The sequence below is a fragment of the uncultured Fibrobacter sp. genome (assembly GCF_947166265.1).
GTDB lineage: Bacteria > Fibrobacterota > Fibrobacteria > Fibrobacterales > Fibrobacteraceae > Fibrobacter.
On sequence record NZ_CAMVDO010000005.1, the window covers coordinates 110,384 to 124,461 of the forward strand.

The window sequence follows — 14,078 nt, forward strand, 5'->3', positions numbered from 1 at the left end:
CCTGGAGATTGTATAATGATGCATAAGACTTTTGCCCTGACAGTTGCAACGGCCACTTTTGCAACGCTCACCTTTGCCGCCACCCCCATCCGTTTAGAAGCCGAAGACGCAGTTCTCGCCAACGACCACAAAGTCGTCGTCATCACAGATGCCAAAGCTTCGGGCGGAAAGTCCGTTGACATGAAAGACGGCGATTTGGAGTTCAAAGTGACAGTCCCCGAATCAGGTTATTACACGCTTTGGGCCACATACCAGTTGCCATCGAATTCGACCAACAAAATCCAGAACTTGACCGTCAACGATATTTCTGCGGGGCAGATTTCTTTTGGAATTTCCGACGAATTCACAACCATCAAAGGTGCGGGCAAAATCAAGCTCGCTGCAGGCGAAAACAAAATAGGCATTATCCACAGCTGGGGTTACGTCAACCTCGACTACATTGAACTCACGGAATACGAGGCAAGTCCGTGGAGCATTTCTCCGACTCCTGTCACGCCAGAACCGACCGAAAGCGCACAGAAGCTCTACAATTTCTTGCTCACCAATTTCGGCAAGCACGTGATTAGCGGCGTCATGACGGAACGCCCGTTTGAAAATGACGGCCAGTACACCCCGCAAAACTACGAAACGCAAACCGAACTCAGTTACATCAACAAGGCTAGCGGCAAGAACGTGGTTCTCGTAGGCTTTGACTTTTTGCATGCCTCGGGCAAGAATTCCGACCAGCAATGGTATCAGGGGTACACGCACGCTTCGCTCGAAATGGCAAAGACGGTCTGGAAAGCAGGTGGCATTCCGCAATTCAACTGGCATTGGAAAGACCCGATGCACGAAGTCGAAGCGTTCTACACGCAATCTAGCAGAAACGATCCCTACACCGAATTCAGTATCAACAAGGCTTACGACGAATCCACTGGCAAGTGGAAAACAAGTAGCGATGAATACAAGGCCATTGTCCGCGACATGGAAATGATCGCCGACTCGCTTTTGACTTTGCAGAAAGAAGGCGTCGCCGTTCTTTGGCGCCCGCTCCACGAAGCTAGCGGCAAGTGGTTCTGGTGGGGTACCGATGGCGCCAAGCCGTGCGTTGCTTTGTACAAGCTCATGTTCGATATTTTCGTGAACCAGAAAGGTTTGCACAACTTGATCTGGGTGTGGACCACCGACGAAGCGAGCGACGCCCTCGACTGGTATCCGGGCGATGAATACGTGGACGTTGTGGGCCGCGACTACTATTACTACCCACGCGAATCCAATCACTCCAGCCTCATCGGCAGCTTTGAGACTGTCAAGGAAATTTTCGGCGGCAAAAAGATTGTAGCGCTCAGCGAAAACGGATCTGTGCCCTACCCCGACGAGATGAAGGCCGATGGTGCCAACTGGAGCTGGTTTATGCCATGGTATGGCGACTACGCCATGGAAGGCTGGGCAAACGACAATACGGCCGAAAGCTGGAACACGGTCATGAACAACAGCTATACCCTGACGCTCGAAGACATGCCCGGCTGGGATAATTACGAAATGGAGACGACCATAATCGCCCCCGCGAAAATAGCTTCCCCCGCAATCCGACTTGTCGGTCATGATTTACAGGTAAACCTGAACGCTTCAACGGCAAAGGTCTCGATTTTCGACATGCAAGGCCATCAGGTGATGAACCGCATTGTTAATGGCGCAAACGCATGCATTAAACTGAACGGAATCGCAGCCGGGCAATATATTGTAAAAATGCAGGGGAACGGATTTTCGCAGAACACAAGAATTCAGGTAAAGTAAAATGGACCCCCTCCCTGACGGTCGAGGATGACGTAAGGGGGGGGCAAAGCAAAAAAAAGGAGTGTTGTTATGGGATGTAAATTCACGACGCGCATCAGCACCGCGCTATCAACGAGTACAATGTGCTTCATGGGCATAATGGGAGTAACGGCCGCATTTGCCGCCCCCACCACGTACGAAGCCGAAGATTTGGCTGGCGCAACCGTTGTCGAAGATGCCGATTATTCGGGTGGAAAGTACGCAAAGCCCGCCGATGCTAGCGGCATCACCTTTACCGTCAAGGTCGAAGAGACAGCCGTCTACGACATCACCACGAAAGTACTCATCAAGCAATTCGACTGGATTACCTCTAAAATTGCGGTGAACGGAGTCGATGTGGGTTCCATGCTCATGACCCCGCGCAACTGCGATTCCAGCTATGTAATGTCGGCATCAGCCAAAATGAAGGTCGGCGAAAACACGATTACGGTCGGCAACCAGGCGATTGGCGTGGACTACATTACCGTCGAACGCCACCCGGACCCCGAATTCAACATCAGCGCATTGCCGGTGACCCCGAACGCCACCGAAAGCGCAATGAAGGTCAAGACCTTCCTCCGCGATAACTTCTTAAAGAAGACCATCAGCGGCATGATGATCAGCGACCAGAATTTCAACTACGACTACGGCAACATGCGGCTCATTCCGCCCGGTGGCTGCACCCCCGCAGACTCCTGCAAGTTCTCCGACACAGAAGTCTCGTGGAAAGGCCAGACGGACATCGACGAATTCTACAAGCATAGCGGCCATTACCCCGCCATCGGCGGCTTCGACATGCTGTTTGCCGCAGGCGGCCACCATGAAGAAGGCTGGTTCAAGGGCTACACCGAAAACAATCTGCTCATGACCGAAGAACTTTGGAAAATGGGCGGCATCCCGACCTATACCTGGCACTGGAAAGTCGGCAAAGACACCGTATTCTATACCCAGGACGCTTATCCCAACAACGGGTTCAACGCGAGCGGCTGTACCGATACTGTCATGGGAACCTCGAACACCAATACCTGCTTTAACTACACCAAGGCCTTCAAGGACGCTCAGTGCAAGGAACTCGACGAGACCTCGCAGGAATACAAGGACATCGTCGCCGACGTAGATATTGTTTCGGGCTACTTCAAGCAACTGCAGGAAAAGGGAATCGCCGTCGTATGGCGTCCGCTCCACGAAGCGAGCGGTGGCTGGTTCTGGTGGGGCGTCGGCAGCGCCGAATGCTACGTACAGCTGTACCGCCTGGTATTCAACCGCATGGTCGGCACCAACGGACTCAAGAACCTCATTTGGGTGTGGAACATCAATACCGACCCGTCTCTCGGTTATGACTATTCCGCCCTGAACGCCGCATGGTACCCCGGCGACGAATACGTGGACATTGTCGCAGTCGATGTCTATAACCCGATGGATGACCACAACTCTGGAGCGAACTATTTCAACAAAATCGTAAGCGACGTGGGTACGAACAAGATGATTGCCCTGAGTGAAAACGGCGCCATCCCCGATATCGACAGCATTGCCGAGGACAAGGCCTATTGGAGCTATTGGATGACATGGAGCCAGACCTGGAGCGGAAACTTCCTGGAAAAGACCTCGACCGAAATGTGGAAACGGAACCTGGACGACGAACGCATTATCGCCCTCGACGATATGCCCGGCTGGGACAAGGTCGTAGCCGACACCAGTAGCGAAGGCGCCATCATTGCCCCAAGCGCAATCGCCCCGAAAAGAATCACCGCCAACAACGTAACCATCCAGATGCAGGGCAGAAATCTAAGCATCGCCGTTCCGCAGGCAAGCCGCACAAGCATCGCCCTTTTCGACATGCTCGGACATAAAGTCGCAAGCCTAGCCAATGGAAATTTCCCCGCAGGGACGCTCCAATTCGACCTCGGCGGCATTGCAAGCGGCAACTACATTGTCCGCGCGAAAATCGGAAACGCAAGCTACGCCCAAAGAATCAGGGTGAAATAACACCAAACGTTATTCCAAATCGGAATATGCAGAATCGCGAAAAAACACGTTTTTCGCGATTTTTTGTTTATTTTAGCAACAAGAAATACCTACTCGCTCCAAACATTTAGTTTATCTACAATTACAATAAAAATCCATGCAAAAAAACAGTTCTACGGTAATCAATGCAGAACGTTGTCTAAAAAAATTTTCCGTCTTGCTTCGATAAGCTCAGCACAGGCTTAGGGGCCTTAGCCGCAGTACGCCTTAAAATAGATAAAAATCAGAAACTGACTTAGCTTAACGTTTTTGTTCGCGAAGCGCCCTGCGCTTCTGAATTTCTTCTTGCGGAAACCCTGAAATAGCAGCAATGTCCTCATTCGTAAATTTCGGATTCGCGAGCATTGCATCGACCATTTCAAGCTTAGCTTTAGCTTTACCTCTTTCCTCGCTTTCATGAAGGTCGTATTCGTAAGTCATATACTTGTTCCTTATGAGAGTGTCGGCTTTGTAATAAGACACCTGGTCGTTGATGGTTTTGGTTTCATGAGAATCAACATTCCTAGTCGCAAAATACTTCATGTACGCTTTGACAACCGGGTCTGTAAAATCTTCGTACCTTTTAAAGATATAAAAATTTTTGAAGGTGCGGTCATTCAAAGTGATGTTAGCGTCCTCTTTGGCCCTATTTTCGAAATGATATGCCGGAAGTCCGCATCCAAAAATGTCCATGGGACACAAGAAGATAATGTACTGTTCCTTGAGACTGGTATAAAAACCACCCTTCGAAAGTGCAACGCCGTCGCCCACGCTCTGATAGTACCTGGCACGCTGCGGGAGTTCCTTGGTATCTACCATCTGCATTTCCAAATCAAAGGAACGGATTGCCTCGCCGTTTTTGTCGGTTTCCCGTGCAAAGACGTCGTAGCGGACGCCCTTGTGTTCTGCGTCATAGCTCAAAACTGCCTCCGGAACCGGAGTTTCCAGGTGATCGATTTTGATGTTCAGCAAGTGTTCGATGAATGGTTGCGCAATATGCTTGTTGCTAAAAACAAGTCCAAACATAATCGGGTCGGTAATGTCAAGATCGTCAAAAGGTTTGATATTCATTTGCAAACTCCATTTAAGTTCAGGAGAGCAAATCTATCAAATAAAAATGCCCATTTTCGAAAATGGCCGAATTTTGCAAACAAGTGTTTGCAGCAACTAACAGGTTGCCAACATAAGAAAAATTTACACTCGAAATCAGCCCACAAGCACAACATTTACTTTATCTACAATCACAATAAAATCCGCACAGACAACCGACTCCAGAGGTGTCAAATGAAAATCCCTATCTGCAAAACAAGGGCTTTTCCGTTTGCTAGTCTTCCCCTCATACGGTGAAAGTTTCGTAACCTTTCTAGCCAACAACCACTGCCCACTGCCTACTAAATTTCTATTTTTGCGCTCATGGAAAAGAAGCACCCCCTTTACTTTACGATTCACGGTCATTTTTACCAGCCGCCACGCGAAAACCCCTGGACAGGCGTTATCGAGAACCAGCCCAGTGCACGCCCTTTCCACGACTGGAACGACCGCATTGCTAGCCAGTGTTACAGCCCCAATTCCGCGAGCCGCATTCTTTCGCCGAACGGGCGCATTGTCGATATTGTCAACAACTACGATTTTATGAGCTTCAACATGGGGCCGACCCTCATGGGATGGATCCGTACGAACACGCCGGATACCTACAAGCGCATCCAGGAAGCCGACAAGCGGAGTGCAGAACGTCTGAAAGGCCACGGTAACGCGATTGCCCAGGTCTACAACCACATCATCATGCCACTCGCCTCGCAAGAGGACAAGAAAACCCAGATCCGCTGGGGCATCGAAGACTTTAAGTTCCACTTCGGACGCATGCCCGAAGCCATGTGGCTCGCCGAAACCGCCATCAACTTCGAGACGGTGGTGGAACTCATCAAGGCAGGCATCAAGTTCACCATTCTTTCGCCGACGCAGGCCGACAAGTTCCGCAAGCTGGGCGGTACCGAATGGACCGGCTGCAGCAACACCGACATCGACACGACACGCCCCTACCGCATCTACCCGCGCAACAAGGACGGCGTTCTCGTTTGCGACGGCTACCTCGACGTATTCTTCTACAACCCGTGGCTTTCTTCGGCAGTGGGCTTTGAACACCTGCTCCGCGACGCGGGTACTTTCGGCAACCGCATCAAGGACGCCTGGGACGAAAAGCGCAAGGATCCGCAGCTAGTGAGCATCGGTACCGACGGTGAATCTTACGGTCACCACGAACCGTTCGGCGACATGTGCGCCGCCTGGCTCTACAACCACTACGCCCCGGAACACAACATGGTCCCGGTGAACTACGGCTGGTTCCTGGAAGAGTTCCCGCCCGAACACGAGGTGATGCTCAAGAACTTCTACAGCGAAGGCTGCGCCTGGAGCTGTGCCCACGGCGTTGGCCGCTGGTACCGCGATTGCGGCTGCTCGACTGGCGGTGGGCCGGGTTGGAACCAGAAATGGCGCGGTCCGCTCCGCGATGCCTTCAACCACTTGAAGAAACTCGCCGACGATGTTTTCGTCCGCGAATTTGAAAAGATATCCGACGTAGACCCGTGGGAAGCACGCAACAATTTTGTCGAAGTCCTGGTCGCCCCCGAAGACGAATCGCGTGTACAGGCATTCCTCGCCAAGACGGTCAAAAATCCGAACGACGCAGACATGTGCGCAAAGGCTATCCGTCTCCTCGAAATCCAGAAGTTCTGCCTGTTCAGCTTCACGAGCTGTGGCTGGTTCTTCAACGATATCGAAGGTCTGGAACCGGTGCAGAACATGCGCTACGCGCTCCGTGCCATGGAACTCCTGGAACCGTTCCTCCCCTACGGTCACCACATCAAGAATGAAGTCATCAGCATTCTCGCCCGCGCCACGAGTAACGAACACAAGTGGAACGGTGCCGAAGTGTTTACGAACTATGCCGAAGAGAAGGTTCCAGTGGTCGTGAAAGAATTGGCCGAACAGGCCGCCATGTTCCACCTGAACCTGGAAGATGACTCCGAAAAGAACAAGAAGATTGTCGCCACGAAGATTGCATCGCGCAGGCGCCAGACGCTCGTACGCACGGAATATTTCGACAAGTACATCAACGAACGCCGCATTTCGACGGTGCTCGCCATCACCGACATGCTCGGCCGCATCAACCTGGTCGTCGCCGATGGCGAAAACGAGCAGAACGGGCTTAAGTTTGTTGAAAATCCGAATATGAGCACGCAGGAACTGCAGGCGCTCTACCCCACCGCCTATGTGGTTCGCATGCGCAACCTGATGAGCGACTCCATCAAGCGCATCAACCAGATTTCGACCAAGAAGTACCTGAACAGCCTCACGGAATCGTTCTCGAGCTTTGCGCTTTCTCACGGACTTTCGATCGACAGCCTGGCCGACCTCGACCACACCCTGCCCGATACCATGCGCAAAATTCTTTCGCTCGAAATCAACTCCAAGATTCACCACCTGGCACTCGAATACATGGAAAACGACGACCAGAAGGTTTTCGACGAAATCAAGGACCTGATCGAAGAAGCGAATGCGCTGCATACGCATTATTCGTTCGGCGGTACGGGCCGCATGTTCCATGCGAAGCTCATCAAGCTGATCGACTCCGTGTTCGAAAGCTTTGACAAGGATGCCGTCAAGCACATCACCGGGCTTATCACGGTCGCCGACTGGCTCAAGCTCGAAATCGACAAGACGAGCCTCGAAAACAAGGTGTTCCCCGCCTACCAGGAATACGTGAAATACCCGACCAGCAAGATTTCGGCACTCAAGCCGATGTTCAGCTGGCTGAATTTCGAGGTTTAACCACCGAGGTGAATATGTACAAGATGTCCGAAAAGCCGCTGATTAGCGAAAAAAGAATCCGTGAGCGAGTCTCTACACTCGCCCAAGAAATCGTCGTTGCCTACGATTTCGACATCCTGCTTTCGGCCCTCACCGGGGCCTACATGTTCACCGCCGACCTGTGCCGCGAAATTGCAAGGGTTCAAGGTCCCGCAGCCATTCAGAAAAGAATCGCCTTTATCAAGGCGTCCAGCTACGGGGATTCCACCGAATCCAGCGGAAAGCTCCAGGTGCAGGGTCTCGAAAGAATCAACCTTCAGGGCAAAAAGGTCCTGATGATAGACGATATCGCCGACACCGGAACCACGCTTCTTGGACTTTTGGATATGCTCAAGAATGCCGGGGCCAAGGAAGTCCGTACCTGCGTCCTGTTGAACAAGCAGGAACGCCGTGAAGTCAACGTCACGGCGGACTTTGTCGGTTTTGAGATTGCAAACGAATTCGTAGTGGGCTACGGTCTCGACTATGCAAACGATTACCGTATGCTCCCCGAAATATGGACTCTACAGGAAGCAAACTAAATGGCGAATAACGATTTCGATGACGTTAGGCTTCATGCCACCCAGACTTTCGAAGCGGTAGAACGCAGCTACAACAAGATTGGCCGCGGAAAGCGGTTCCTGATCAATCTTGCCGTATGCCTATTGTTCTTTATCGCCGGTTTTATTGCATGCAACGTATTCAACAGCGTTCCTACCGAAGGGGCGATCGAACGGGTTGCCGCACAGCCCGACATGGTAAACAAGTGCAAGTACCGCTACGACCGCGCCATGGAATACGCCATTATGCATGAATGCGTATTCGCAAAAGGGACTCCGCACAACGAAAAGTCCCTTATCCAGCGCATCAACTACTGCACCTGCGCCCTCGAAAGTGTGCAAAAGAAAAAGCCCTATCAAAAAATGTTTGAAAACAACCTCGTAGACTTCACCTTCAAAATCCGCGAAGAAAACCTGTGCAAAGAAAACAAGGTGATCCCCACTTTGGACGAGGAAGAAGAAGAGACGAAGGACAAGGCCAAGAAATGAATATCGAAGAGATAGAACAAGCGATCCGAATTGAAGCCGAAAAGTTGGTTCACGACGAACCGCTTTCGGTGCTGATGCTCACCGAGCAGGTCCTTAACTGCAAGGACTTTGCCGCCATGCTTTCGGTAACGCTTTCGTGTCAACTCGCCGGCGAAGTGATGGACCGTGCGGAACTCGAAAAGATGTTCGACATTCTTTACCTGAAATATCCTGAACTTCTGACCTGCGCATGTAAGGACTTGCACGCGACAGTCCTTCGCGACCCCGCTTGCACCAGCTACCTGGAGCCGCTCCTGTTCTTCAAGGGATTCCAGGGACTACAGGCCTACCGCGCAGCACACGCCCTGTGGCTAGAGGGGCGTTCTTTCCCGGCAAAGATGATCCAAAGCATCGTGAGCCGCAAGTTCGGAATGGACTTCCACCCGGCCGCAAAGATTGGCCACGGCCTCCTGATTGACCACGCCACCAACATCGTGATCGGCGAAACGGCCGTAGTCGGAAACAACGTGAGTTTCTTGCACGGCGTCACCCTCGGCGGTACCGGAAAGGAAACCGGCGACCGTCACCCGAAAATTGGCAATGGCGTGATGCTCGGTGCCCATGCGCAGCTGCTCGGCAACATTCATATTGGCGATGGCGCAAAGATTGGCGCGGGAGCCGTAGTGGTTACGGACGTTCCGCCGCATACCACTTACGCAGGCGTCCCCGCTGTCGAAGTCGGACACCCCACCGACGAAATGCCGAGCTTCAATATGCAGCAGGACTTTACGCGCGACTGTGAATAAAAAAGACAAAATAAAATTCATTTCGAAAACTCTCGACGAGCTCTTTCCCGACCCGCCGATTCCTCTCGACTATTCTGATCCCTACACGCTCCTGGTCGCCGTAGTCCTGAGCGCCCAATGCACCGACCTCCGCGTAAACCAAGTTACTAAGGAACTTTACAAGAAGGCGAATACGCCCAAGGCCATGGTAAAACTCGGCGTCGAGAAAATCACCGAAATCATCAAGCCCTGCGGACTTTCAACCACCAAGGGCAAGAACATTTTCAACCTGTCTAAAATTCTCGTCGAAAAATACAACAGCGAAGTTCCTCGCACCTTCGAAGAACTCGAGGCACTCCCCGGAGTAGGCCACAAGACGGCAAGCGTCATGATGATTCACGCCTTCAAGGTTCCCGCCTTCCCCGTAGACACGCACATTCACCGCCTCGCCAAGCGCTGGGGTCTTTCCGACGGCAGCTCCGTCGAACAGACCGAAAAGGACCTCAAGAAAATTTTCCCCGAAAGCGAATGGGAAAAGCGCCACCTGCAAATCATTCTGTTCGGCCGCACCTACTGCAGGGCACTCGGCCATAAAAACGAAAACTGCCCCATCTGTAAGATAGTAGGCAGTAATTAGGATGCAAGGTCCCTGAGCCTGCCGAAGGGTCTAAAAAAGGCTGCCTCAAATGATGAGAACAGCCTTTTTTGTATAAGCCAATGCAATTTTTAAATGCGCATCGAGATGTCGAGCGCCTTCACGCTATGCGTAAGTGCACCGACCGAAATGTAGTCGAGACCAAGCGTCGCGATTTCCTTCGCACGTTCAAGCGTCATGTTGCCGGAACCTTCCACCAGACACTTGTCGCCGCTTTCCTTGATAATCTTCAAAGCTTCAGCCATCATCTCGTTGCTCATATTATCGAGCATAATGACATCGACGCCCTTGTTCAAGAGTGCGCGCAGCTGGTCGAAGTTTTCGACTTCCATTTCGACCATCAGGTTCTGCTTGTTGTTTTTCTTCACAACTTCAAGCGCCTGGAGCACGCCACCTGCAGCAGCAATGTGATTGTCCTTCACCAGCACCATATCAAAGAGACCCATGCGATGGTTGGAACCGCCACCTACGCGGACCGCATACTTCTGCAAGGTACGGAAACCGGGAACCGTCTTACGGGTATCGAGCACCTTCGTCTTTCCCGCCTTCAAGGCTTCCTGGAAAGTATGGGCGACGGTCGCCACACCGGAAAGCTGCTGGATAAAGTTCAGGAGCGTACGTTCACCCGTCAAAAGTTCGTGAGTCGTGCCGTCCATTTCGGCAATCAGGTCACCCTTCTTCACGACGTCGCCATCTTTCTTATGGAGCGTCACCTTCACGTTCGCCTTGAGTTCCTGGAACACAAGCTCAATCACCGGGAGGCCGGCAAGCACACCGTCTTCTTTCGCAATCAGGCGGGCATGCTGTTTCTGGTCTGCAGGAATGGTCCATTCGCTGGTGACATCGCCCGTACGCACGTCTTCGGCCAAAGCCAGACGAATCATGGTGAGGGCATCTTCGGTAGGAAAAACTGGAGTAGAATTATCACCGTACATAGGTAGTGGTTAGTGGTTGGTGGTTAGTGGTTAGGCCGTAGGAAGTTTTCTTATAATCGCGGCTTTGCCGCCTTACTATTCCTGTCTACTGCCTACTGTTTACTGTCTACTGTTACTGTGCGCCTTTACCGGTCAGCACCACATACACCGTGCGAACCAGAATCTGGAAATCCAGGAGCAAGCTCATGTTCTCGAAGTAATACATGTCGTACTGCAGCTTGATTTTCACGTCTTCGGTGCTAGTGTCGTAGTGGTGGCACACCTGCGCCCAACCGGTCAGGCCCGGCTTCATCTTGAGGCGGCTAATGTAATAGGGAATCTGTTCGCGAAGCTGGCTAATGAACACGGCACGTTCCGGTCGCGGACCCACCATGCTCATGTCACCTTTCAACACACATAAAATCTGCGGGAGTTCATCGATACGGGTCTTGCGCAAGAACTTACCGATTTTCGTAATACGCGGATCATCCTTAGTCGCCCACTGGGCACCGAACTTTTCAGCATCGGTACGCATCGTGCGGAACTTGTAAACCGTAAACGGCTTTCCATAAAGGCCAATACGTTCCTGCGAATAAAAAATCGGACCACGGTCATCGAGCTTAATCGCTATAGCCGCAAACAAGCAGACCGGGAACGAAATCAGTCCCAAGAAAGCACCGAACAAGATATCGATGATGCGCTTGACACGCACCTGCCACAACGGCATCGTAAAGGCAAAAAGTTCCTGGAGTTCAAAACCGTAAACAAGGTTCGCCTTGAACTGCCCATGCACGACATTGTAAAGTTCCGGTACCAGGTAAATATGAACGCGCTGATCGCACACCCAAACAAGCACGCGCATAATTTCTTGCGGCGAAGAACTTTCGTGCGCAATGATAATGCCCGTCACCTTGTACTTCTTGATAAGCGATGCAAGGTCGGCGTACTTTCCAAGCACAGGAACATTCGCGAACTCATGATCCATCACCTGGAAACGTTCATCGACAAAGCCTACGACACGCTGACCGCGTTCGGGAGTCTTCGCCAAGGCCTCGGCAATTTTTCGGCCCGCTTCAGTAGCCCCGAGCACCAGAATGTTGTTCGCCCCAAAGCCGCGGCTCAAAAGTCCACGTAGGCAGCGATAAATCACCATTCTAAAAAGCACCACCAGGAAAAGCGCAAAGCCGCCGTAAATGAAAATCCACGGGAAGCGAGACCCATAAAGGTATCCGCTACTGAGAGGTTCGTTCGCCACGATCTTGCTGATGAATTCAGCGCCAAACAGGACTGCGATAATGACAACGATACCGATAACCACCGCACGCAGAACGCGCAGAATCTGGTGCGTTCTCGACATCAACAGCCACGACCGGTAAAGCCCCGCACAGGTGAACAACAAAAGCCAGCCCACGTTCAGGACAATTCCCATGTGGGCATACTCGGCAAAGGCCTTGTTCGGGTCGAACTTGTCAGCAATCAAGCCGCTATGGAACTGCACCCAAAAGGCGAGTACAAAACAAATAAACAACGCCACGAAGTCCGAAAGGACAACGAGGATACGTTCCAATGTAGCGGCACGAATCATAATGACCTTAAACTACAAAATCGAGGTCGAGAAAGTTATCCGTTACGCGAGGAAACGAATCACCTGGCTCTTTTCCACAATTTCGGGCAGGGCATCGATAGCGTCCACAGCCTTGGAAGCCCTACAATCCTGAGTCTTTTCGGTAATCACCACCACAGAGACCTTACCCGGATCGTTCACGTTCTTCTGGATAATGGTTTCGATCGAGATGCTGTTTTCGGCGAGGATGCTCGTAATCTTTGCAAGCACGCCGCATGCGTCACGGGAAGTGAAACGCAGGTAGTAGCGAGAAGACGTTTCCGAAATCGGCACGAGCGTTGCGGAATTTTCGACGTTGAACCAGCCCATCGGGAGCGCCTTGCGATTACCGTTGTCAGTAGAGCGGGCAAGGGAAACGAGGTCAGCCACCACGGCAGAGGCGGTCGGGAGTCGGCCAGCACCGGCACCGGTCTGGACGGTTTCGCCAAGGTTATCGCACTTGAGGTACACGGCATTGATAACGCCGTTCACGTTCGAGAGCAGGTTTTCGTTAGAGACAAAGCACGGATGCACACGGGCGTCCACGCGATCACCGTCGCGGTGGTAAATGCCGAGCAGCTTCACGCAGCAGCCGATTTCCTTTGCAAACGCGATATCCTGGGCGGTAATCTTCGAAATACCCGTCACGTGAATCTTTTCAAAGTCCACGCGCTTGCCGCTGCAAAGGCTTGCAAGCAAGGCAGTCTTGTGAGCAGAGTCAATACCTTCGATATCGAAAGTCGGATCCGCTTCGGCAAAGCCGAGCTTCTGGGCATCCTTCAGCACGACGTCGAAGTCGAGGCCTTCGTCGGCCATACGGGAAAGGATATAGTTACAGGTGCCGTTGATAATGCAGCTCAGGTGTTCCACCGTAGAACCGAGCAGGCCTTCCTGCAGGCTACGGATAATAGGAATGCCACCGCCCACGGCTGCTTCGAACAGCACATGCAGGCCCTTTTCGGCTGCGAGCGGGAAAATTTCGTGACCGTACTTGGCAAGGAGAGCCTTGTTCGCCGTCACCACGTGCTTACCGGAATTGAGGGCGGCCAAGATCCACTTGCGCGGCATGTTGTAGCCACCGGCGAGTTCCACGAGCACGTCGATGTCGTCACCGGCGATCATTTCGTCGGCGTTGGTCGAAACCTTGTAGCCCTTTGCCTTGTACGGGGCAACTTCTTCTTCGGATTTTGCGCAAATGCAGGCAAGCTGCAGTTCAACGCCAAGCTTTTCCTTGTATTCGGCGATTTTCTGTTCGAGAATCTGAATAACACCGCCACCGACGGTTCCAGTACCAATAAGTCCAATACGCAGCATAGGGCGTCTCCATTTTAAATTTTACGGGGTAAATTTAGTAAAGTAGATTGTAGGCTGTCGGCAATAGACAGCGAGCAAAAATAACTTCATCAACTTTTTTTCCTTCTTCTTACAAATGTAATAAAAAAAACATTT

11 protein-coding genes are annotated in these 14,078 nt (G+C 51.9%); 7 read left to right on the forward strand and 4 right to left on the reverse strand.

Annotated features, from left to right (window positions below; genetic code table 11):
- Positions 1 to 15 precede the first annotated feature (15 nt).
- Both Q0W37_RS04365 and Q0W37_RS04370 read left to right on the forward strand, forming a co-directional pair.
- Complete coding sequence (locus tag Q0W37_RS04365; protein ID WP_297699138.1) at positions 16 to 1,776, forward strand: glycosyl hydrolase; 1,761 nt, start codon at positions 16 to 18, stop codon at positions 1,774 to 1,776.
- 69 nt (positions 1,777 to 1,845) lie between these two features.
- Positions 1,846 to 3,780: a glycosyl hydrolase gene (locus tag Q0W37_RS04370; protein WP_297699140.1), complete on the forward strand. Its 1,935-nt coding sequence runs from the start codon at positions 1,846 to 1,848 to the stop codon at positions 3,778 to 3,780.
- 279 nt (positions 3,781 to 4,059) lie between these two features.
- Here the strand turns inward: Q0W37_RS04370 and Q0W37_RS04375 are convergent, their stop codons facing one another.
- Positions 4,060 to 4,869 carry a PD-(D/E)XK nuclease family transposase gene (locus Q0W37_RS04375; RefSeq protein WP_297699142.1) on the reverse strand — a complete coding sequence of 270 codons (810 nt, stop codon included), beginning with the start codon at positions 4,867 to 4,869 and terminating at the stop codon, positions 4,060 to 4,062.
- 342 nt (positions 4,870 to 5,211) lie between these two features.
- On the opposite strand from Q0W37_RS04375, the gene Q0W37_RS04380 reads away from it, so the two are divergent.
- From Q0W37_RS04380 to nth, 5 genes are read left to right on the forward strand one after another with little or no spacing between them, the layout of a single operon-like run.
- Positions 5,212 to 7,626: a DUF3536 domain-containing protein gene (locus tag Q0W37_RS04380; protein ID WP_297699144.1), complete on the forward strand. Its 2,415-nt coding sequence runs from the start codon at positions 5,212 to 5,214 to the stop codon at positions 7,624 to 7,626.
- Between the two features lie 14 nt (positions 7,627 to 7,640).
- Positions 7,641 to 8,186 carry a hypoxanthine phosphoribosyltransferase gene (gene hpt, locus Q0W37_RS04385; protein ID WP_297699146.1) on the forward strand — a complete coding sequence of 182 codons (546 nt, stop codon included), beginning with the start codon at positions 7,641 to 7,643 and terminating at the stop codon, positions 8,184 to 8,186.
- The gene (locus tag Q0W37_RS04390; protein WP_297699148.1) at positions 8,187 to 8,693 is read left to right on the forward strand and encodes a hypothetical protein; all 507 of its coding nucleotides are present in this window, start codon (positions 8,187 to 8,189) and stop codon (positions 8,691 to 8,693) included.
- Complete coding sequence (gene cysE / locus Q0W37_RS04395) at positions 8,690 to 9,478, forward strand: serine O-acetyltransferase (RefSeq protein ID WP_297699150.1); 789 nt, start codon at positions 8,690 to 8,692, stop codon at positions 9,476 to 9,478. The genes Q0W37_RS04390 and cysE overlap by 4 nt, the downstream gene beginning before the upstream one ends.
- Entirely contained in the window at positions 9,471 to 10,094 is a 624-nt protein-coding gene (nth, locus tag Q0W37_RS04400; RefSeq protein ID WP_297699152.1) for an endonuclease III, read from the forward strand. Before cysE ends, nth begins: the two co-directional genes overlap by 8 nt.
- A gap of 89 nt (positions 10,095 to 10,183) precedes the next feature.
- Here the strand turns inward: nth and nadC are convergent, their stop codons facing one another.
- The 3 genes from nadC to Q0W37_RS04415 all read right to left on the reverse strand — a co-directional run bounded on the left by nadC (position 10,184) and on the right by Q0W37_RS04415 (position 13,943).
- Positions 10,184 to 11,047 (reverse strand): carboxylating nicotinate-nucleotide diphosphorylase, encoded by an 864-nt coding sequence (nadC, locus tag Q0W37_RS04405; RefSeq protein WP_297699153.1) that lies wholly within the window; start codon positions 11,045 to 11,047, stop codon positions 10,184 to 10,186.
- 112 nt (positions 11,048 to 11,159) lie between these two features.
- Positions 11,160 to 12,611 carry a sugar transferase gene (locus Q0W37_RS04410; RefSeq protein WP_297699155.1) on the reverse strand — a complete coding sequence of 484 codons (1,452 nt, stop codon included), beginning with the start codon at positions 12,609 to 12,611 and terminating at the stop codon, positions 11,160 to 11,162.
- Positions 12,612 to 12,653: 42 nt separating this feature from the next.
- The gene (locus Q0W37_RS04415) at positions 12,654 to 13,943 is read right to left on the reverse strand and encodes a homoserine dehydrogenase (protein WP_297699157.1); all 1,290 of its coding nucleotides are present in this window, start codon (positions 13,941 to 13,943) and stop codon (positions 12,654 to 12,656) included.
- Positions 13,944 to 14,078: the final 135 nt, after the last annotated feature.

Bases quoted from the DNA above. Each gene is read 5' to 3' on its own strand.
- Q0W37_RS04365 (WP_297699138.1), top strand. From the start codon at position 16: ATGATGCATAAGACTTTTGCCCTGACAGTTGCAACGGCCACTTTTGCA.
- hpt (WP_297699146.1), top strand. From the start codon at position 7,641: ATGTACAAGATGTCCGAAAAGCCGCTGATTAGCGAAAAAAGAATCCGT.
- Q0W37_RS04415 (WP_297699157.1), bottom strand. From the start codon at position 13,943: ATGCTGCGTATTGGACTTATTGGTACTGGAACCGTCGGTGGCGGTGTT.
- Q0W37_RS04370 (WP_297699140.1), top strand. From the start codon at position 1,846: ATGGGATGTAAATTCACGACGCGCATCAGCACCGCGCTATCAACGAGT.
- Q0W37_RS04410 (WP_297699155.1), bottom strand. From the start codon at position 12,611: ATGATTCGTGCCGCTACATTGGAACGTATCCTCGTTGTCCTTTCGGAC.
- cysE (WP_297699150.1), top strand. From the start codon at position 8,690: ATGAATATCGAAGAGATAGAACAAGCGATCCGAATTGAAGCCGAAAAG.
- Q0W37_RS04380 (WP_297699144.1), top strand. From the start codon at position 5,212: ATGGAAAAGAAGCACCCCCTTTACTTTACGATTCACGGTCATTTTTAC.
- Q0W37_RS04375 (WP_297699142.1), bottom strand. From the start codon at position 4,869: ATGAATATCAAACCTTTTGACGATCTTGACATTACCGACCCGATTATG.
- nadC (WP_297699153.1), bottom strand. From the start codon at position 11,047: ATGTACGGTGATAATTCTACTCCAGTTTTTCCTACCGAAGATGCCCTC.
- Q0W37_RS04390 (WP_297699148.1), top strand. From the start codon at position 8,187: ATGGCGAATAACGATTTCGATGACGTTAGGCTTCATGCCACCCAGACT.